General features: G+C 55.1%; 12 protein-coding genes. 5 read left to right on the top strand and 7 right to left on the bottom strand.

Annotated elements, in window-relative coordinates; genetic code table 11:
• Nucleotides 1–10 precede the first annotated feature (10 nt).
• A complete protein-coding gene (locus tag JW814_01860) occupies nt 11–640 on the top strand; it encodes a hypothetical protein (GenBank protein ID MBN2070175.1) in 630 nt (209 codons plus the stop codon).
• 37 nt (nt 641–677) lie between these two features.
• On the opposite strand, the gene JW814_01855 is transcribed toward JW814_01860, so the two are convergent.
• Both JW814_01855 and JW814_01850 read right to left on the bottom strand, forming a co-directional pair.
• Nucleotides 678–2,012, bottom strand: a complete 1,335-nt coding sequence (locus tag JW814_01855) for a tetratricopeptide repeat protein (protein ID MBN2070174.1) — start codon at nt 2,010–2,012, stop codon at nt 678–680.
• Nucleotides 2,013–2,023: 11 nt separating this feature from the next.
• Nucleotides 2,024–4,486 carry a T9SS type A sorting domain-containing protein gene (locus JW814_01850; GenBank protein MBN2070173.1) on the bottom strand — a complete coding sequence of 821 codons (2,463 nt, stop codon included), beginning with the start codon at nt 4,484–4,486 and terminating at the stop codon, nt 2,024–2,026.
• A 471-nt stretch (nt 4,487–4,957) separates the two neighbouring features.
• Here JW814_01850 and JW814_01845 point away from each other — a divergent pair, with 471 nt between their 5' ends.
• Nucleotides 4,958–6,997, top strand: coding sequence for a T9SS type A sorting domain-containing protein (locus JW814_01845; protein ID MBN2070172.1), 2,040 nt, complete (start codon nt 4,958–4,960; stop codon nt 6,995–6,997).
• A 102-nt stretch (nt 6,998–7,099) separates the two neighbouring features.
• On the opposite strand, the gene JW814_01840 is transcribed toward JW814_01845, so the two are convergent.
• Together JW814_01840 and JW814_01835 are read right to left on the bottom strand one after the other, a co-directional pair.
• Nucleotides 7,100–8,797: a T9SS type A sorting domain-containing protein gene (locus tag JW814_01840; GenBank protein MBN2070171.1), complete on the bottom strand. Its 1,698-nt coding sequence runs from the start codon at nt 8,795–8,797 to the stop codon at nt 7,100–7,102.
• A gap of 79 nt (nt 8,798–8,876) precedes the next feature.
• Nucleotides 8,877–9,335, bottom strand: coding sequence for a YbaN family protein (locus tag JW814_01835; GenBank protein MBN2070170.1), 459 nt, complete (start codon nt 9,333–9,335; stop codon nt 8,877–8,879).
• Between the two features lie 353 nt (nt 9,336–9,688).
• Here JW814_01835 and JW814_01830 point away from each other — a divergent pair, with 353 nt between their 5' ends.
• Entirely contained in the window at nt 9,689–10,447 is a 759-nt protein-coding gene (locus JW814_01830) for a DUF4412 domain-containing protein (GenBank protein MBN2070169.1), read from the top strand.
• A 75-nt stretch (nt 10,448–10,522) separates the two neighbouring features.
• On the opposite strand, the gene JW814_01825 is transcribed toward JW814_01830, so the two are convergent.
• Nucleotides 10,523–13,942, bottom strand: a complete 3,420-nt coding sequence (locus tag JW814_01825) for a DNRLRE domain-containing protein (protein MBN2070168.1) — start codon at nt 13,940–13,942, stop codon at nt 10,523–10,525.
• Between the two features lie 87 nt (nt 13,943–14,029).
• Nucleotides 14,030–17,086: a CHAT domain-containing protein gene (locus JW814_01820; GenBank protein MBN2070167.1), complete on the bottom strand. Its 3,057-nt coding sequence runs from the start codon at nt 17,084–17,086 to the stop codon at nt 14,030–14,032.
• 190 nt (nt 17,087–17,276) lie between these two features.
• Between JW814_01820 and JW814_01815 the strand changes: the two genes are divergently transcribed.
• Nucleotides 17,277–17,912, top strand: a complete 636-nt coding sequence (locus tag JW814_01815) for a sigma-70 family RNA polymerase sigma factor (GenBank protein ID MBN2070166.1) — start codon at nt 17,277–17,279, stop codon at nt 17,910–17,912.
• A 10-nt stretch (nt 17,913–17,922) separates the two neighbouring features.
• The gene (locus JW814_01810) at nt 17,923–18,813 is read left to right on the top strand and encodes a hypothetical protein (protein MBN2070165.1); all 891 of its coding nucleotides are present in this window, start codon (nt 17,923–17,925) and stop codon (nt 18,811–18,813) included.
• Between the two features lie 45 nt (nt 18,814–18,858).
• Here the strand turns inward: JW814_01810 and JW814_01805 are convergent, their stop codons facing one another.
• Nucleotides 18,859–21,315 carry a T9SS type A sorting domain-containing protein gene (locus tag JW814_01805; protein ID MBN2070164.1) on the bottom strand — a complete coding sequence of 819 codons (2,457 nt, stop codon included), beginning with the start codon at nt 21,313–21,315 and terminating at the stop codon, nt 18,859–18,861.
• Between the last annotated feature and the right edge of the window lie 10 nt (nt 21,316–21,325).

Raw genomic sequence — 21,325 nt, 5'->3', positions numbered from 1 at the left:
AGGAGAAAAAATGAGGTCGAGAGGCGAAAGAAAGATCCGCCTTGTTGTCATCGCCGCGGTTATTGTGTGTTTCGCCACCGGCGGGCTTTATCTTTCCCCCGAATCTTTTGCCGGCCAGGTAGCCGGCAGTAAGGAAAACCACGGCGATGTGATTTTTGTCGACGCCGATAGCCTTGTCAAGTACTGCGCCGACTACGTCGGCAGGATAGTAGAGACCGAGGGGGAAATAACCCATGTGTGCAGCGCTGGAGGAAAGAAGCTGAAGTTTCGGACAGATGGCGGAGAGACGATCAGGATCCTGCCCGGTGAATGTGGGGAATCTTTCGCCGATTCCCTCTATCAGAAAAGAATAAGAGTCAAAGGTGTGGTCGATGAGAAACGGATCGATGAGCGATATATCGAAGCGATAGAGAGAAATCGATCTCTCGTCTGTTCGATAGATCACGAACCGTGCCTGCAGGTGGAATGGGTGGAAAAGCAGAAAGCGGCGGGAAAGGCCGATTCCCTATCACTCGTTGATTCGCAAAAATTGCGGGAGAGGCTTGGCAAGTCGAAGAAAAAGTACCTTTCCGTCGTTACTATCGTGGCGATCTCTTATGAAGTCGTCGGCGCGCGCGGCGGAGGATCCGCTTCCGATTGAAATTGATTTCTTTTTGGTGGAGATACTGCGGATCGGTTCAATTGGTACCAGTGTTATCATCGGTGTTTTTGTTTTTCACCTCGGGACCAGGTTCGATTCCGAGTAGTTTCTCGATCCTGGCTGTCTGTTCTTCATCGCCCGTCTCTCTGAAAAATTGAAGGGCGTTATTCAGTATTACTGCCGATTCCGGCTCTTCCGCGATACCGCCACCTGTAATTAACGAGACGGCTTTTGAATAAAGAGGAGCAGCTTTATCAGGTTTTTCCATCCCGACATAAAGCGCCGCGAGGTTGTTGATCTGCCTCACAAGGGCGCCGGCGTTGACCTGGCGGTCGTTTTCCATCGACCTTATGACCCTTTCGTACATCGCCGCCGCGTCAGTCGAACGCCCGAGTTTCTGAAAGAGCCTTACCATTTTCAGATATTCAGGAGCCAGCGCGGCGTTTCCCGCGCCGAGAGAATCTTCGGATACCTTCAGCAGCCGCGCGCAAAGCGGTTCCGCTTCGCTGTATTTTTCCTGCCGGGTGTACAGGATCGACAGGTTTTTCATGGTGGAGAGAGTCCGTTGATCATCGGGGCCGTGATATTTCTCTCTAACGATCAGAGCTTTTTTAAGATCATCTTCCGCTTCGTCGAACCGGTTTTCCCTGATAAGCGAGATCGCCCGGTTGTTGAGGAAGGCGGCATGGTTATCTCTCAGCACGGCAAGCGATTCGCGGGCCGCGGCGAGGCCCTTATCTCCAGGTTTGTATAAGTTTTTCGCGGCTCCGGCCTTTTCCCTGATCCCGAGCGCTCGTTCGCGCAGCTCTATCGCTTCCTCGAATCTCTCTGTCGCCGCGAGAACGTTGGAAAGGGATTCGAGCAGGCCTGGCATCGCGGCATCTTCGTTGTCGTCCGAGCGCTCCACGATCTTAATCAGCCGCCTGTACGCTCTCTCAGCCTCGGAAAATCTCGAAGAAGCAGTGTAGAGAACAGCGAGATTTTTCAGCGCGGGGGATATCTCAGGGTTGTCGCGGCCCCGAAGATCCTCGGTGATATCGATAGATTCAACAAGCATCCTCTCCGCTTCAGCGCTGTTTCCAAGAGCGGCGTGGACCTGTCCGAGATTGTTGAGTGATTGCGCCGTCACGATATGGCGGCGGCCATAAAGCTCTTCCGATAGCGAAAATGCCTGGCTGGCGCTCGCAAGAGCTTTGCCATACATCCCCTCGTCGTAATAAGCGGTTGTCTCCTCGGAGAGCCGCTCGATCTCTCTTGCCGAGGCATTCTCACTTTCGGCGCTCCCTGCCTGGCCGGCCATGCAGACGGACGAAGCGAAAAATGTGACAGCAAGAAAAACATTTGCTGTAAATCGTATCGTTTTTGCAGCCAAAGTCACGCCAGTCATCTTAAAAGGACCATCTTCTTCGTGTCACTGAAACCGGCGGTCTCTATTTTGCAGAAGAAGATCCCGCTTGCCACGTCTCGTCCCGCTTCATTCTTTCCATCCCACATGACCCTGTGGCTGCCAGCTTCCCTGATGTCGTTGACCAGTGTTTTTACGAGCTGGCCGGCGACATTGAAGACTGACAGTGTTACGGGACCTTTTTCCGCGATTGAGAATTCGAGTGTCGTAGCGGGATTGAAAGGGTTCGGGTAGCATTGCGATAGCCGGTTCGCCAGGGGGGTCTCTTCGTTACCAGTCATATCGGCATTAACGCATTCTCCGAAATACTGGAGTATATCGCCCAGAATATTATTTCTGACGACTCTACCGTCGGGCCATGGTTCGATTGCCTGTGAGAGGCTGAAACCGAGCCACATCGTCCTTTTGTCGTAACCATGACTGTTTTGGCCGAGGCTTTGAACACCGGCGGAGTAGTAATTTCCATAAAATTCCGGATAAATAATCGCGGGAAAACCTATTGAATAGTCGGCGTCAAGGACGTCGAACCAGTTGATCGAGCCGAACGAAGGATATAGATAGAAAGTATAACCTCCCATACAGCTGCCGTAATACGATTCAACGTAAGGAATCGCGATACCGCCGGCTTCTGATGTCATCTCGTAGTAGCTGCTGTCGACGAGTTCGACTCCGCAGGAGAGGAGCAGTTCCTGCCCGCTTTGGGAATGCATGATATCAGTAGCGACATTCGATCCCATGACAAGCAGGCGTACATCCCGGTCTGACGTATCGAGCCAGTTTTTCAGAAGGGCGCAATCGTCATCCTTTTCACCTTCGGATAGATTGTCGGAAATCGTGTTCTCGCGAAGGTTCCCTGAATCCCAGATTATAGTCCGGTAAACGCTCTTGAGGTGTTCCAGGTGCGCCCTGCTCGACAGGCCGTTCGATGCCTGATCGCCGGCGTTGATATCGAACCTGTCAGGCATATTACTGGAAGGGATGACAGCTTCGAACGTCTGCTGCATATAGTTCTCTTCCTCGAAGTTCAAGATCCCATCACAGTCGTCAACAAACAGAATACCGCTGTTGAATGTCGGCAGACATGTCCATTCGAGATATTCGTCTCCAGGGCCTGTGCCGCCGGGGCATCTTACTACATTGCCCCAGCTGTCCTCGGCCTCGAAGTAATACTCGATGCGGTATCCCCTGGTGAAAAGGGAATCATTCAGATCAAACATATATTCGTTGGGAACGGGAGGGTTAGATCCGATACAGGCCGAATCTCCCTGGATCACTGTCCAGTCGCCGTCGTCACTGTAGAAGGTGCCGTAAGTTCCCTGAAGGGAAGGGCCGACCAGGGGCGGCTTGTAATCGGGGCCGATATATGTACAGTTGACATGCATGAAGGCTTTCGGGCGCCCGTCCATAGTAGTGGCGAGCTGCGGGGCTTCAAGAGGAGTGATGCTCACAGTCGTCGAATCTCCCGGGATGATCAGCGAGCTCGATGGAGGATTAACATCCCCTGCCATGTCTGCCCGGATAAAGCTTTCGATATCGTATGCCAGGCCAGGGAAATTGTCCTGAAATGTCTTCCTCGATGGAATATCTATGGCGACCGGCGAGACGACATACCGCCTGAAAGACCTGCTTGTGCTCGCGCTGGCCGGAGTCAGAGGGTGTGGGGGCGAGTTGGGAGTATATGTCGCCATGACGGTGTAAGTTCCTATCTCGGTGTTTCCCCCGAGGTTTAAGACGACAGAATATGAGCCGTTGTTCAATGTCGTATTCGCAGTCACCGGCGAACCTATCGGTCTGTACATGATGACCTGGACGGGATTTCCGGCGGTGTCCGTTATCGGCGCGTAGCAATCGGTGTCGGTAACGTTTCCCGATACAGTCACCCAGGTGTCTAGTATCGTCTTGTTGCTTATCGAATTCATATAGATCGCGTATGTGCATTTTGGCCGGGTGATGGTGATATTTTCGCGATGGATCATGTTGGCGGGGCAATCGAAATCGTCTCCCTCGCTTGTATCGACGAAGATACCTAGTCCCATGTCGTAAGTCTTTGACCCGCTCGCCACGTAGAAAGAGTATGATTCCTGAAACGATCTGAAGCAGTCGCTGTTGCAAATGCAGTCAGTAGGAGATACTATTGCTACATCTCCATTGTACCATCTGAACCGGACTTTGGCGTATTCGACTGCATACGCGTCCCAGTCGACATATAGCGTTATGTTGCCGTTGTGATTTGTATAAAAAGTGTTCGTTGTAATATCGGCATCGGCATCGCAGCCGCCGCTGTCGTCCGTTGTTCCGCCTGATGCCCAGCCGAGATCGTCAGCAGCGATCGGTGCGGTATAAAAGATGCCGGCCAGAAGAAAGACGGCCAAAAAATACGCGATCGTTTTTTCCCACCAATCAAGGCCGCCGATTCGTTCCAACAACTGCAGTTTTTTCAACTTATGCCCCCTTTTTATGCCAAATTGAGTTCTTTGCTTTATAACAGCTCTTCTGATCGATTCGCATCTATTTAAAGGGATTCCGCAGCGGTGAGATGCGCAAGGTGATAAGCGGCTGCTATTTTCCCGTATAGCTTCAAGATAATTGATGATCACGCAGTATATCACAGAGAGTTCGACATGTAAATAATTAATGCCTTATCTCTGAAGATTGTCTTGCCGAAACGGCATTTTTCTGATAAAATTCATCTCAATCTCATATATAAATCCTGCCGAAAGGCATCAGCGATTCCAGGCCGATTAATAATAATTGCCGGGGGTGATCGTATGAAAGCTCGTTATGGTGTGGCGGCAGTGCTCGTCCTTTTCCTGACCCTTGGATTTTCCAACGCTCTGTCAGACCATTGGAAGACGAAGAACACGGGGGGGGAGGATGACTGGAAGTGACCTCCCACGTGGAATCCACAGGGTGTGGATGGGAAATTCATGTGGCCGGGAGCTGTCAAGGGCCGCAAGGACAAGGCTGAGATACCGCCAAATAAAGCAGTAGATTTTCAGGGACATGGAACGAACGAGATCAAGGGATGGATGGTCCTCGGGGAGTTGATCGTCAACGGGACACTGAGGGCAAAAAGCGCTAAAACACCGATACAAATTACTACTGAAGGACCGATCATGGTAGGAACCGGAGGCGTGATCGGGGGTGTCTCGCCTAAAGCGGGGGGCAAGGTGAAAAAACTGCCGATCCATCTTTTCTCTACCAAGGATTCGATCGGCGTTCATGGGACGGTTGAAGGGACTAATGGCAGCGTTTCGCTGTCAGCGCAAAAAAACGTCACGATCTCCGGTAAGGTCAATTCGATAGGGGAAGAGACGCAGGTTTTGTCGAATACAGGATCTGTAAATCTGACCGGAAACGGGATAATCGCCGGGGACAAGACTGTCAAGGTCCAGTCCGGAGCCGGCAAGCCGACGAAGATCTATTGCAAGATCCAGTCGCGAAAAGGGGATGTGGAGATCAATGGCGGCCGGACGAAAACCGCCGGCGACGTATATATTGGAAAGGGAGATTCGGTAATCGCGGCGAACGAGGTCGTTATAAGAGCTGACTCCCTTTATATTGGCGGGACTATAAAGGCGAAGACGATCAAGAAATACGCCCGTGTCACCGTCCTCGATTCGACCGGCTCGATCGAGGGAGAACTTAACACGAAAGACAAGATAGACACGATCCACGCGACTCGCGAAAAGACCGATGGAAGACCGGCTGAGAAATCCAACGATTGCAGGATCACCGGGATGAGCGGATCGACGATCGATTTCAGGGCAAGCCCCTGGGCGATAGACGCTCAGCTCTACTGCAAGGTCGGTACGGGTCCCGGCGGGACGATCGATATGAGAAACAACCCTCCGGGATGGCCGGTCATCATATGCAACGGTCCGATCGAACTTCTGGCCGATAATATCCTGCTCGATCCGGGGACGATGATAGAGAGTATATGCGGGCCTGGGCCGGTGCTGATGGCGCCTTCCGGGCCGATCTACGACGTTGCGGCTACGGTCTCTGCCTCCGGCACGGGATATCCGAAAATGCCGGTGGAAGTAAAGTTCCTAGTAGCCAATATGGGGAACGTCGATGATACATACACTATCAATGTCGCCAATTCTCACGGTTGGCCACAGGTCGTCTCCGACGCCACCGTAGCGCTTAGCGCCATCGATCCGATGGATACGATCGTGACGGTCACGCTGGATATACCTCCATGGGCTGTTCCAGACGTTGACACGGTTCATGTCTCGATAAATGTCGTTTCATTGACCGATCCGATGGTCAACTACAGCGAAATGACCTACGTGGCGATCCAGGATACGAATATGCTGAGGCAGAACAGCCTTGTATGGTACGACATCGAGAACGATTTTCCCGGCGATACTACAGAGGTCTGGTCGCTCCTTATGAATGTGAGCGAGCTTGCCGACAGCGGGATCGTTACGGTGGAGGATTCCCTCGGGTGGGAGATTATCACCTCGCTCGACACGATCTTTCTTGAATCATCCGACGATTCGGTGTTTCTGACCCAGGCGGTTATCCCCGGAGAGGCGTATGAGGGGATGGAAAACGCCATCTACTACGAATTCCGGTCGATCATCGACACGGGGACTGTCGATTTCGATACGGTAAGGGTCACTGTCGGTGACACGATAGGAGTGGGGACCGACACGCCGCTTCCATCGGAGATAGAGCACCAGGTCTTCCCGAACCCCTTCAATCCGGCAGTGACCTTCCAGATGGTGATACCGGCCCCGGGAGGTATGACAAGGATAGATATCTTCGACGTGAGCGGGCGTTTCCAGAAGACCGTCTTCAAGGGGCATCTCGGCCCCGGAGGGCACAAGAAATACTGGAACGGCCTCACCCGGGACGGCGAGATCGCCGCCAGCGGCGTCTATTTCTACCGGATCTCTGTAGGAGGGAAAGAGGCGACTGGAAAGCTTCTGCTCCTGAGATAGAGCGGGGGGTGTCAAAAAAGCGCAAAAAATCCGGCTGCCGGGCAGATGGCCTGTCAGGCAGCCGGATTCTCATTTCGGGCGCTTTCCGATCAGGGCAAAATATCAGCGCAGAAGCACCATCTTCCTGGAGCGTTTTTCCGTTCCGCTTGTGACCTGGTAAAAATATGTTCCGCTCGAGACTTTCATTCCCGTATCACTCAGGCCGTCCCATATCTCGTTGTACGAACCGCTCCCGCGATATTCATCTACAAGTGTTCTTACCAGGCGTCCCGCCGGGTCGTAGATCTTCAGGGTGATCCCGGCAGCTTTTTTCATGTCGAAAGAAATCGTCGTCGCCGGATTGAACGGGTTGGGATAATTCTGTCCGAGGATCAATTCCTCTCCCATGACAGGCGTATCGGCATCGGTAGTAGTGGGCAGGATATGCGTCGCGCGGATCTCCCCATAAGATGAGCTTCTGAAATCTACCCAGGCAATGAACGCGCCGCCGAGGCAGTGCTTCTGGATCACGACTTCGTCCTGGTCGCCAGCGGCTGTGCAGACAGGAACGAAGCCAGGTCCCCAGCAGAAAGAACCATCGCTGTCCACAGCCTGACAATAGATATCTGATTCACCGGTCGAGTCGTCCACCCAGGCGATTATCGCCCCGCCGTCGCCACTGGAGCAGATCCGCGGGCACCTCTGGTCGCCGGGACCGCAGGCAACGGGGACTCCGTTTTCTGCCCAGAGCGCTTCGCCGAGAGAGCTGATCCTCTGAGCATAAATATCAGAGTCACCCGAGCGAAAATCTTTCCAGATGACGAGAGCTCCACCGATTCCGTCAGTCACGGCGAACGGATAATCCTGGGTGCCGGGGGCGAGACAGACAGGCGCTCCTTCAGCGGCCCAGAGTAGCGATCCGTCGCTGGCGAGGTGCTGGATGTAGATATCCTTGCCGCCATTGCGCTGGTCGACCCAGGTGGCAATAGCGCCCCCGGGCGGCTGGGCGAAGATATCGTAATTGGACGGCTCTCCTCCCGCCGCGCAGACAGGTATCCCGTTGGTTGTCCATTTGGTGACCCCCGCGAAATCGATCCGCTGCGCATAGATCTCCCTTCCGGGATCCCTGCAATCAATCCAGACTATGATAGCTCCGCCCGATCCGTCGGCAGCCGCCACCGGTGAATAGCGGGTTCCTGCCATATTACATAGCACTGTACCGTTCGTTTCCCACAGAACAGTGTTATCGTTCATTATTCTCTGTGCTTTAATAATTCCGTACGAGGGTAAGATTTCAGGATACTCGCCCCAGCAGACTATTGCTCCCGTATATCCGTCTGATACTATGGAGGGGTAGAGCAGTGATTTTTCTCCCAAGTACCCGTCAAAAAAATCGATATCAGTTACAGTATCTGCGGCGGCATAAAGGCGTGCTGTGATAAAGGCATGGCGCAAATCGGGAGTGCTCCCGGAACTTGTCAGGTACATCCCGCCTGTATTGTCAGACGCGATCCGGGGAATTCCAGCTAAATATCCCCCCGGCAGGATCCACGAGACAGGATCAGAGGGCCAGAGTAGACTGCCCTCCCAATTCAGCCCCTGGTAATAATATTTACTTGATCCGGCGATGAACCATCCGAGACCGATGCCACACATACCATTGTCTGCCATTCTAAGATCCCTGAAAATAACCTCCACCGGAGATTCAGGAGCTGGCTCGACAAGAGTCCCGTCTTCTTCCCAGGCCGCCTGAATGGATAGCGAGAAACAGAAAAGGATCAAAAGACCGAAAAGAACCGGCTGGCGAGATCTACCGCGCATCCTTTTCCCCCAATCGTGATATTTGTTTTTAATGACCGAATTACCGCTTGAGAAATTGTATCACGCCTGCGGGTCTTTTTCAAGTGGATTTCGAGCGATTACGCGCTGTTGCTTCATGCATCTCTTGTTCATTAACATCCTCCGTTGTGGTTGTGACCTTATCGGAGAAGATCTCCAGGGGCAGAGTCCTGATACTCATAACATGCACTGTGACACCGATACCGATCAGTGATAATAGAATCCGTATCGCCAGGGAATGGGTCGCCGTTAAAGCGGCATAACCAAGGGTACACCAGAGCATCAGCAGGATAACTATCCTTGCGCGCCTGGTAATGGCCCTGTGCTCACGGTAGTTTTTGATGTATGGGCCAAGCCATCTGTGATCTATAAGCCACTGATAGAGCCTGTCTGATGCCCTGAAAAAACAGGCGGCAGCCAGCAGCAGAAAAGGAGTGGTCGGCAAAAGCGGAAGGAAAATGCCTGCTGTGGCTAACCCGACAGACAGGACGCCGGCAACTATCAGCAACCACCGGCACATCCTGGCTGGAAATGCTTTCGAAGTATTACTGTATTTTATCAAAAAACCCATAAGAGCCTTCAATGAGACCGTGAAAATAAAGATGTCTACGTCAAAATCACCTGAATGATGGAAGAGCGCAACCCTTTATTGCTGGCAGCACACGGGGCATCAAGGTGTGTTGCGGATTTGAGGGACAAATGCCTGACCCACCGGGGGATATGGCGCCCTGTAACTTGTTATATGACATTGCGATATACGGTCCGTGCGAAAAAATTTCCCTTCATTGTTTCGGCTTGACAATAACGATCGGGGGGGATGTATAATCCGATTCTGAATATCAATTAACAGTTTCAACAAGGAAGGAGATAGTAATGAGAAACAGCACCGCGCGAGTGGTCGTTATTGCAGTTCTTTCGCTTCTTTTCATCTGCGGATCGTCCCATGCCGACACCTGGATGAAGCAGGTCAGCCATACTGACGGGTTCACTATCATGGGGCAGACTCAGCCGGCGAAAGACGAGACATCGGTAACATGGATAGGCAAGGACCACGCGAGGATCGATCTTGCCGATGGTTCTTCCGTGATCGTCATTCCATCCAAAGATATTCTTTATTTCCTCAATCACGCCGAAAAGACATATGCCGAGACTTCAATGGATTTGAATAAGGCGATAGACAAGGCTGTAGAAGATGAGACTGCTGGCGATGAGGACGCGAAAGCGATGGCTGAGAAGATGAAGGGGATGGCAGGCGCGATGATGAAGTTCGATGCTTCGGTCACCGAGACATCCGAGACGAAAAAGATCAAGGACTGGGACTGCCGGAAATATATAATAACCCTCGCGATGCCGATGGGAAAATCGACCGCCGAAGCCTGGGCCACGGAGGATATCAATGTGGACCCCGGGCTCTACTGGTCCGCCTCAAACGCGATGATGGCGAATTATGACGGATTCGCCGAGGTCATGAAAGAAATGAAGAAGGTGAAGGGGATAATAGTGTACCAGGAGGCGAAATCCGAGGCGATGGGGGCCGAGGTCAGATCGACCATCGAGATCGTCGAGATCTCTGAAAAGGCCGCGCCGTCAGGGACGTATGATATTCCGAAAGATTACAAGAAATCGAAATAACGAGGATCTCCGGAGAAGGCCCGGAGCGATACGCTCCGGGCCACTTGCCCCCTCCGTACCCGCCTGAATCTTGTTTTAGCGAAGCAGTACCATTTTTCTCGACCGCGTCTTTCCGTTCCACTGGAGACGGTAAAAATAGATACCGCTGGCGACCGGTGAACCGTTCCGGTCCTTTCCGTCCCAGATGACGGTGTGAAGCCCAGCGCTTCTGGACTCGTCGAGAAGCGTTCGCATCAGCCTCCCTGCCACATCGTAGATCCTGAGCGTCACATGTTCGTTTTCCGATCGGCCGGGGATAGTGAAGCTGATCCGCGTTGCCGGGTTGAAAGGGTTTGGAATATTCTGTGAGAGTTCTACGCATCCGGGAGTAGCGCCGTTTTCATCATCCCCGACCAGCGAGACGTAATGGATCCTGAGAAATGGCGCGTTCTCGAATTCCTTGCTGTCAAATTCGGCCCATACTCCTGATGTCCCTTCGAGGGGAGTCGATCCGCGAAGAACGAATGTGACCTCATTGTCCACCATCGCGGTCAGACTCTTCGTGACGTCCCACACATTCCATCCGGGAGTGACTCTGATTACGTCCCGTGGGTAGTAATAGAGCCAAGTGGGAGCGTTATTCCATGTTATGGTAGACTCATCCCAGAAATCATCACTTTCATCCCAGGCTGATATGTAGTATGAAACAGGCGATATGACGCTCCGGCAGTACACGTGGAGCTCGGCCCGCGAGATCTCCGCGCCGGGTTCGGGAGAGATGGGAGGATTGAACTTGATATATGTCCGGGCGATATTGCCTGAATTCCACGCGTCGCCGACGATGAGGTTAAGCTCTTGCGTAGATCCCAAGGGAGTATTGGGTAACGCGTTATCGACGAACGCGTCGTCGACCGGGTCGTCATCGTACGACCATAGGCTGTCGGGATCCCAGCTGCACTGCTGCACCGACCAGCCGGAGGCCATAAGACCCGCGTCGACAGCCTTTACGCTCCAGTAGAAGTGGTTGTCGGGCCCCGACGGAGGGATTGTCACTCTCAGCTCGTTCGATGCCTGGACGTTTCCCATGAGAGGCGATCCATATGTCCCCGAGAAGATATCCTCTCCCCACCTTTCAGTCCCCACCCGCACGCAGTAGTAGAGGCCCCGCTCCGACGTCTCAGCGTCCTGAGCGCCGTCCCAGCGCATGATGAGAGTGTCGGCGGTGAAAGGCGTAAATCCAGATTTACGCACCGTGCCGAACAGGTTTGGAGGAGATGGGGGGGTGTTGGCCGGCCCGGAAGTGTTATCGTAGAGTATGGCGATGGGAGTTCCGGAATAAGTGGGGTCTCCGGTCAGGAAGAGGTCGAGGTCCGCGTCATTGTCGACATCGGCCCAGCTCACCGTTCCGCGGTAGACGTCTGCGACGGCAGGTTGCGTCAGGCGCGCGAAATCATTGGTACCATCGTTGTAGAAAAGGTAAGTCTGCTGGCCGACGATGGCGTCGTCTCCGCAGAACGCCAGATCGAGTTTCCCGTCGTTGGTGAAGTCGCCCCACGCGCAGGAGCTCATCCGAAGGCCTGATGTCTGCCAGGCGAGCGTCAGGCCGCCACCGCCGTCGTTGTTGTAGACGCGGGCATACTCGATGTTGGGATTGTACGATTCACCGGTAAGAGCCAGGTCCATGTCGCCGTCGTTATCGTAATCTCCCCATGCCATATCCGAATAGGCAAGGCCTGGGAGTCCCTTATCTCCAAGTGAAGTAAGCGTGCCTCCGATGTTTTCGTAAAAGATTGTCATTCTTGCCAGGGTCGTAGACCCGGTGACAGCGAGGTCGAGATCGCCGTCGCCATCGAAATCGATCCAGTCTGCTGATCCAGCGAACAGACCGGTCAGCGAGGTTGTAGCGGGAGAGAGGAGTCCGGTACCATCGTTTCTGTACAGCGTCGAGTTGACAACCGACCCCGTGTATCCCTGGACGTACAGATCAAGGTCACCGTCGCCGTCGTAGTCTCCCCAGGCAAGGGAGGTGTTCTTTAGCTGGGTGAGCGACTGTCTTGTGTCGAGGGTGAAGGTTCCGCTGCCATTATTTTTATAGATCCCGGTGATCGGGACGGCAGACGCCTCGCCTGCTATGGCGAGATCGAGGTCGCCGTCATTGTCATAATCTCCCAGGTCGATATTGTCGCTGCTCGCGCTGCAGAGGATATCCGGAATGGAAGATGAGAATGATTCCGTCAACGTCCCGGAAAAGTTGAAATAGATGCTGGTGACCGCACCGAACCCCGTGTCGCCGCATACGATCAGGTCGAGGTCGCCGTCGCCGTCTATATCACCCCAGCAATCGTCTCCCATATAGACGCCGGTGAGGCTCTGGGAGGGGATGAACTGATTTTCCGGCTCCGACGAGTAGAACACTTCTATCTGTGGCCGGTATTCGGTCCCCGCATATTCCCTGCTGCGGAAATTACCTGCCTGGGGCATGGAAAAAGTGATTTCAAAGGGATTTTTAACAACGATACCGTAATTATCGCCGCCGGCGAGCCATCCCTGCAAAGACTCCGTCACGTCGAGATCGACCCACCCGACATGTGAGGACCCGGCGATTCCGAAACAGAACGATTCCGGTACGGTATTGAATGCCGGTTTCGTCGTCCACGTGATCGCTCCTTCGGTCCATGACGAGTTGACATTGTGAGCGCTGATCGGGAAAGAACCTCCCACTAATCCGCCAAAGGAGTACTGGTATAGACGAATACGGGCGTACTCGATCGATGTTCCCAGGGGAAGACTTCCAGTGTCAAATCTCAGGTAACTCCAGCATCCCGTGTTGATGACCTGCAACGCTTCGCTCGAACCGTAGTTGACGTCCGGTGTTGCCGACTTGACATGCGCGTCAGCCACCGATGTTATTTCCAGAGTTTCGGCTCCATAGATCACCATGAGATATGGTTTGAACCCGAAATATTCACTGCTTCTGAAAGTCCGCGGTCCGAATGGTTCGGGGCTTGCGGCAAGGCAGTATCCGCTTCCCTCCTTGACCAGAAGGCCGTGGTTCGAACGGGTACCTCCCCGCCACTCTTCAACGACAGAGGTCACATCGACGCTGAACCACTGCGCTCCGGCGAAGCCGGGTAGTGTTCCTATCTCGGCCGGGTCGAAGGAGGGCTGGTTGTCCCAGTTTATATCTATCTCCGACCATCCAGAGCTGACGGCGTATACGGGAAGTCTGTTTCCGCCAGCAGCTGTCTGGTCATACAGGCATAACAGGGCAGCCTGTATAGTCGCGTCGGCGGGGATGGACGACAGATCGAATTTTATAAAAGCCCTGGCGAGTACCTCCGAAGGCGACACGTCGTGTTTGACCAGCAGCGTAGATGCGCTGCCATAGGACGTAGTCGGCGTGGTACTCAGGACATATGAGTCTTCGGACGCATCGATCTGGACCTTCGCCGCGTTAAGCGTACCGGAATTCATTAGTGCAACGATTGAAAAAATCAGGCAAAAAAAGGTTTTCATTACGGTCTCCCCCTGAAAAGTTGTTTCTACCCTGATCATCGCTTTAACAGGTAAAACGTTACAGATGGATCGAAAAAAAAGAGGGGGTCAGCGCCAGTCGCCTTCAGAGATGATACCGCCCCAGAGAGAAGGGTGGATGCGGTTGAAGCGGCGGCGGCTTTCTTCGACGCGGGCCAGCTCGGTCTCGCGGATGGCATCGACGGTCGAGGCGCCTGCGATTCTCCGGGCGTAGATCTCCTCGGTGAGCAGGCGCGTGCCGTTATCGTCGAGCCTCCATAGCGCCATGATGACCGTCCGGGCGCCAGCGATCTCGAACGCGCGGCGGAGTCCGAACATTCCTTCCCCGCTGACTACCCGGCCGAGGCCGGATCCGCACGAGCAGAGGACGACCCAGTCGACCGTCCTGAGATCGAGGCAGGTCACTTCCTGCGCAGTAAGAAGGCCGTCGTCCGATTCGTGTCCGGGGGCCAGGACGAGGCCTGACATCAGGAGAGGATCGATCGGCGTCTCACCGGCCATTCGTTCGCGCATCGCGTCTTCGTCGCAGACAAATCCGTGGGTGGCAAAGTGGACTATCCGTTTTCCCGCGATCTCCCTTTTAACCCGGCTTTCGGTAGCCTCGGCTCCAGAGAGCAGGACTGTCGATTCTCCAGTCTCCCGGGAGAAGAGTTTTGCCACGGCGGCAGCCTCCCTTTCGGCCCCTGGTAGAGGCGTGGCGACTGACGCCGCATCCATGCAGAACAACCGGTCCGTCTGGTCCGCGTCCTGATCGGGCGGTGCCATCGTCAGGGGATCTGTTGTGTCCCTGGCGGGATTTCCCACGGCGAGCAGGTCACTGCCCCGTTCGTATGTAACTGGCGTTTTTAAAAGATCTACAGCCGAAGAGAGGATGTGCGTCTTCCATTTTTCGATCACAAGCGTCCCGCCGGGGGAGAGGAGGGTATTGAAATCGACCTCATGTAGCCTGGAATCTGGTACTATGAGAATGAGCGGCGCCCCGGCCTCTGCCAGGTCGGAACCAGGTCTTTCGTCTTCATCAGAAAACAGAGGCGCCCATAGCCGCTCATACAGAGCGAGAGCGTACCTGCGGTATTCAGCTTCGTCGCGCGCCGACGGACGCCTTCCGGCCTCCATGGCCTCGATCGAGTCCCGGTATCCGTCAACGAGGGAATCGATGGAGTTCACCGATCCGAGGTCGATAAAACTGAGATCGGGGATCCCTTCGTCTCCCTTCGAGAGCCTGAAAGCCGCGTAGAATGGAAGACGCCATGATGGTTTTTCCGACGGTCTTCCGACGATTTTCCCATAGGTGAGGAAATGGATCAGAGTTACGCCGGGATCAAGCGCTCCGCAGAGCGTCGAGAGCGAGACCCGTTGATGAAGCGGAGTGAAATCGCTTCCCGCGCGTAATTCCTCCGTTGCTGCCGAAGCCGCCCGGTCTGCCTCTTCGACATTCCGGCCTGCCCGCTCGAGTTCATCGTGATACGCCGCCGTATCGACCCCGGGCCCGTTTACAACGAGATTTGCCAGATATTGAGAGGCTTTTTCGACCGCCTCGTTCGACCGCCGGGCTCGTTGGGACGATCGGAGAAGCCGGTGCCGCTCGGCTTGCCAGTCGAGTACGCTGCCATGCGTCCTGGCGACCAGAGCGAACGCTATTCCCCAATCTTCCCTGGTAAGGGCGGGGTGAGCCGCCGCGGCCGTGACGAGTCCCCGCGCCGAGGTGTACGGTCGGACAGCGTAGTGGATAACTTCGCTCGACGATGATATCTGAAGGTTTTCCTCCTGGACTCCGATCGCCGTTTCGACTGAACGCCTGGCCGAGGCAAAAGCGCTGTCGTATCTTCCAGCGTCTATTTCAATCGATGCCTTTATACTGAGAAGATATGCGAGTTCGAATCTGTCGCCGCCTTTCGTCGTTTCATGCAGTGATACGGCCTTGCCGATACTGGCAATCGCGGCGTTTGACCGGCCCATATTGAAATAGGTCCAGGCGATTCCCTTGAGTATCTTGCTCAGGAACGGATGGTCCGCGCCAAAGTAACGCGTGAGAGTCGGCAGGCACGATTCGAAAACGGTGGCGGCCATCGTCCATTCGAGCCGTCCCATCCGAATGAGCACCATCTGCCGTTTCTCGATCGCGACCTGGTAGCTGTCCTCGCCGTAAAGCTGTGTTGCTTCAGAGATCGCGAGATCGATCGAGGCAAGAGCTTCCTCCGACCAACGATTGCCTTCGAAAAGCGACATTCCCAGGCGGCTACGGTAATGGACAAGATCCGGATGAGGGGAACCATGTTTTCTCACCACGATCTCGATGCACTGCCGGTAAAGCGAGCGAGCCTCCTGCCCCTGTCCCGCTCTCCTGTACGTGTGAGCGAGGCCGGAGAGAGCAAGGGCCCTAGTCGCGTGATCGGCTTTGTAGACCTTTTCCGCAGCAGCGGCCGCCCGGCGATAGAGGAGCGTCGATTCGACGTCTCTGCCAAGCGTAGAGAGGACCTCGGCGCGTGATAGCATCAGGCGGATCGACCGGTCGTCCGTGTCTCCGTATTCGTTCGTGACCGTCTCGAAGTGTGGACGAAGGATCTCCTCGGCCGCGATATACTCTCCCTTGTAGCCGAGGACCGTCGCGTACCCGATCACGGCGTCGATCATGACAGGGTCGGCGTCGCCGTACGCCGGGCGGGCTATCTCCAGGGCGCGCCGGAAGAGGTCTTCCGATCTCTTGAAATCACCTTCGATCAATTCGAGCGCGGCAAGCCCGCTTATGGCAGGGACATATTCCGCGTGATCGGCGCCCCGGCCAGGCGTTTCGACACGCAAAGCCTTTTCGAACAGGGGTCGGGCCTCGGCGTGACGGCCAAGGCGCAGGGCGATCCGGCCTCGGGCTGTATGGATATCTGCCAACAGCTTTCTGCTGTTCATTGTATCATTTTCGGTAAGTGTGGCGGCGCGGAGGAGGATCCGGTCGGCATCCTCGAGGCTGTCTTCGCTGATAAGACGGGTGGCAAGATCGAAAAGCGCCCTCGCGTTTGATGTCTCTTCCACCGCGGCGGTCATCGAGAGCAGGCTCGTTGTGGTGGATACAAGAAATCCCAGCGACGCGATGACGAACAGTATGAAGTATTTATCAACGGATGCTTTCACGATAAAAGAGCATATACCGCTTTAAAGCATCTATCAACCGGTTTTGTGGATGATGTAACGTTTAGTCCAGTAGAACGATTGTAATACCGGAAGCCCTTGACGCGCGAAGATACTGACGGGGCGTTACTGCTTGACTCGAAGTGAAACTGCAAAGTACCATTCTCCCGGGTTTAGAAAGGGAGAGCGGCTGTTGTTTCCTCAGGATCGAGCGGGAAAGACCGGCGGGATTCCGGCAGGTGCCCGGAAGAGTTCGGGATCGGGGAGCCCGGAATATAAGTCCGTGTTATCCGACGACGTCACCGACATGATCGTTCAGGGCTTCATCGAGGGACATCCCGAACACGTGCGGCGGGTGGAATCGTGGGCGAGATACGTCGCCGAGCACCATGTCTGGGGTTTCGAGACAGCCGAAGATATAGTCCAGGCGACGCTCCTCGCCGTAGTCCAGAACCTGCGGGACGGCTGCTTCAAAGGAGGAGACCTCCGGGCTTACGTACGGAGAGTCGCGAAAAACATGTGTATAACAAGCTATCGCAGACTCAAGTCCCGCGGAGACCATGTCTCCTTCGACAGCGTTTCCGACCCGGTGTCGAAACAGGATGACGGTGAAAGGATCGAAAGCCGCGTAATGCTCGAGCGGATGCTTGATCGGCTCAACCAGGTGTGCAGGGAGATGATCCTCCGCGCGTACGTCGAGGGCTTCAGCCGGAAAGAGATCGGAGACTGGCTTGGAATATCGGAGGAAGCGGCACGCGTGAGGTTGTTCCGTTGCGTCGAGAACGCGCGGGAGTTGTTGAGAGGTCCGTTGATGAACGGCGATCTGTAACTGAGGCGTTATGAATAGTGGAAATGATAAAAGACCCGGGCAGTGCCGAAAGTGCGAGCAGCTTGCCGTCTGGTATCCGACCCGGGCCCTTACGGATGAAGAGAAGAGTCTTGTCGAGGGGCATGCGGCAGAGTGCGCCTCCTGCGCGGAACTTCTCGGGTTTGTCATCGGTTTTCACGAGACCCTCGTCGAGGCGTTTTCCGGGCATCCCGATCCCGAAACGCTTGTTCAGTTCGCCGAAGATCCCGCTATCATGACGCCGTCGGCGCGGGCGATAGTCGAGACGCATATCGAGGCGTGTTCCGAATGCCGTGCCGAGATAGAAATGCTTCATGCCGTCGACCTTGCTGCCGGGGCAGATGACGGTTCGTTGGCCAGGTCCGGAAGCGCGTCCAGCCGATCGGCAGAGGCGACGAGTCGATTGAGCAGGTGGAGGGAGATCTTTTCGAGTCTGGTCCTGAGACCGGCCGCGGCGGCCGTTTATCTTATCGTCGCCGTCGCGGCGATCGGACTGCTCATTTCCAGGGTTGACCGTTCCAGCGACGCGATCGGCGTCCTCGGAGGAGTATCGGTCCTGTCCGATGAGGCAGGTGTCGTCCGCGGCGCCGGTTCCAGTCCGGGAGTCACGACGATAGAGGCCGAAGTTGCCGGATTTCTCCTGCTGGAGCTGACCGGACCTGATATAGAGCTTTCGGACGACGATCAGTACGAGGTCCGTATCATCGGTGGAGGCGGCTCCGAACCTGTTTACGCCAAATCGATCAGCGGCGGAGCTTTCAGCTATAACTATACCCTGTGTCTTTTTCTTCAGGGCGGGACTCTCGAGCCGGGAGAATATAGAGTCCGCGTCATTGACCCCGAGGGCAGCGTCATATTTTCTTCAAGCCTGGCCGTCGAGTGACGATCTCATCAAAGAATATCGATTTTAGACTTTCACCCCGGTTCCCTACTTCAGAAGCACCATCTTTTTTGTCTCGGTAAACTCGCCGGCAGACAGCTTGTAGAAATAGACTCCGCTGGCGGCTCTCTGGCCGCTCGTGGTGAAGCCGTCCCACTGCTCGGCGTAGTGCCCGGCTGGACGGGGCTCATCGGCGACTACCCTGACCAGTCTGCCCGAAGGATCATATACTTTCAGCGTAACAGGCCCCGCCTCGCTCAACCCGAACTTGATCGTCGTCGACGGGTTGAACGGGTTGGGGTAGTTCCGCGACAGGTATGTCACCGCCGGAGTGGTGGCGGGATCGTCCCCTGTCAGATCGCCGGGGCCGAGCACCGCGTATATACTGGCGTTCCCGTGGCGGTCGACGGAGCAGATCTTGTAATACGAATCGTACCAGAGAGGATATTCGTCGGTGAACTCCGGGGCAACGGTCTCTCCAAGCTTTGAGAACCTCGACGGGATGAACCCGGCATAAGAGCCCCTGTGGACGATATAATATGAAAAGTCGCTTTCGATATTCTGATCCCATTCAAGAAGGACACCGGGAGGGCCTTCGGCAGCCTCTCCGGCAAGGCCGCTCGGAGGTGCCGGGGCGAGGTTGTCGACTGAATATCCACTGTCTGGCGCGCTGACGTACCAGAGAGATGGATTGAGAGTATGAGCGCTTACGCAGAAGACCGGCATCGGAACGCTGCTTCCGGTCGAATCTGCCGGAGTGCTGGCGACATAGAGATACTGATCCTGCCGGAAGGCGTTGAAGCAGCCGAGGACTTCCCATGTGCCGGGAGGAAAATCCTGCACTGGAAGAAGCTCGGTCGAGACGAGGAATCGCCGGCCGTCGAGTTCGACGACTGGCCAGTCAGAAAGAGACGTTTCCTCCAGGGAATGGCCTGGCGCCGCCCTATCAATGGCAGAGAGCATGACGGGGTCATCAACACGCCGCCAGATGTTGTACATATAGATCGGGTATCTGAACCACCCCTCGTCGTCGTATGAATGCTTCTCTATCGTCAGCCGGACCCAGCCGCCCTCGTCGCCGGGGATGTCGCTGATCGAGGCGATGATAGTCGGCCTGTAACCTGGCATCCCTCCGGTGTCGACCCACTGGGCGTAGATGTTACGATCCATCGTCAGGCGGTAGTCCACCCAGGCTGCGACGGCGCCTCCGGTCCCATCCTCAGTGATCTGGAGGCATTCCATGCCTGACGTTGTAAGGCACAAAGGGGCTCCGCCTGTTCTCCACTGGAATATCCCCGAACCGTCAAGCTTCTGCGAATAGATTCTGGAAGAGCCTTCACGATCGTCTACCCAGGTTATTATCACTCCGCCTGTTCCGTCATTTACGATCTGAGGATACCCCTGGCCTTCTTCCACGGGAGTAACATTGATGGCGTCGAAATCCCAAAGGATGATGCCCGCGCTGTTTATCCGCTGCGCGTAGACATCATAACCGGTATCGTAGTGGCGTGTCTCAGACCATGTTATAACCGCTCCGCCCGTACTATCAGAACAGATCTGAGGGGAGTACTTGGGAAAATACTCAGGGCAGACAAGCACCCCATTGGTAGTCCATTGCGCAGTCCCCGCGGGATTGATCCGCTGGGCATAGATATTCGAGACTTCGCTTCGATTGTCCGCCCATGTAATGATCGCTCCCTCCGCTCCGTCCGTGACGAGCTGAGGATCGTTCTGGTGGAATGACGCGTTGCAGATGGATACTCCGCCCGCAGTCCAGAGAATCGATCCCGAGTCGTCAATCCGCTGGGCACAGATGTCGGCCATGGAAGGGGCCCCGTCATAGTTGCGCCATGTCAGGATCGCTCCACCCGCGCCATCTGGAATAACCTGCATCGATGACTTGGTATCGCTTGCCGCGCATACCAGGACGCCATCGGTGGTCCACTGGGGGGTTCCCTCTGAATTTATCCTCTGCGCGTAGATCTCATCGTCGCCGCTTCGTTCATCTATCCATACAACGATCGCGCCACCGGCAGTATCTGTCACGATCCGGGGATACTCCTGGGTTCCGATCGCCTTGCATATGCGTATTCCGCCAGCTGACCATTGGATCGTTCCCCCGGATTTTATCCGTTGGGCATAGATATTGTAATCACCGGAACGATTATCCTGCCAGGCGACGATCGCGCCTCCTCCTCCGTCATTGATGATCTGCGGATTTTCCTGGTCTCCGGAAGTTGTGCATATTGCAAGGCCGTCCGTGGTCCATTGGGCTGATCCGATCTCATCGATCCGCTGTACATAGATATCAGCGTCGGACAGGTTTCGATAATCCTGCCACGCGAGCAGCATATGACCTGCATAGCCGTAAGCGGTATCGAGGCAGTCCTGTATTCCCACAGCAGCGCATACAGGGACTCCGTCCTCGCACCAGAACGCCTGCAGAGAAGGCGCGGCGATGACGAGAGAAAGAAGAAGGAGAAGGGATGATACTTTCGCTGTCATGCTCATGGGA

The sequence above is a fragment of the Candidatus Krumholzibacteriota bacterium genome, assembly GCA_016932415.1.
Lineage (GTDB): Bacteria > Krumholzibacteriota > Krumholzibacteriia > Krumholzibacteriales > Krumholzibacteriaceae > Krumholzibacterium.
This window is presented reverse-complemented; position numbering and strand designations above follow the sequence as displayed.

Bases quoted from the DNA above. Each gene is read 5' to 3' on its own strand.
- JW814_01810 (MBN2070165.1), top strand. From the start codon at position 17,923: ATGAATAGTGGAAATGATAAAAGACCCGGGCAGTGCCGAAAGTGCGAG.
- JW814_01835 (MBN2070170.1), bottom strand. From the start codon at position 9,335: ATGTGCCGGTGGTTGCTGATAGTTGCCGGCGTCCTGTCTGTCGGGTTA.
- JW814_01805 (MBN2070164.1), bottom strand. From the start codon at position 21,315: ATGACAGCGAAAGTATCATCCCTTCTCCTTCTTCTTTCTCTCGTCATC.
- JW814_01825 (MBN2070168.1), bottom strand. From the start codon at position 13,942: ATGAAAACCTTTTTTTGCCTGATTTTTTCAATCGTTGCACTAATGAAT.
- JW814_01840 (MBN2070171.1), bottom strand. From the start codon at position 8,797: ATGCGCGGTAGATCTCGCCAGCCGGTTCTTTTCGGTCTTTTGATCCTT.
- JW814_01830 (MBN2070169.1), top strand. From the start codon at position 9,689: ATGAGAAACAGCACCGCGCGAGTGGTCGTTATTGCAGTTCTTTCGCTT.
- JW814_01860 (MBN2070175.1), top strand. From the start codon at position 11: ATGAGGTCGAGAGGCGAAAGAAAGATCCGCCTTGTTGTCATCGCCGCG.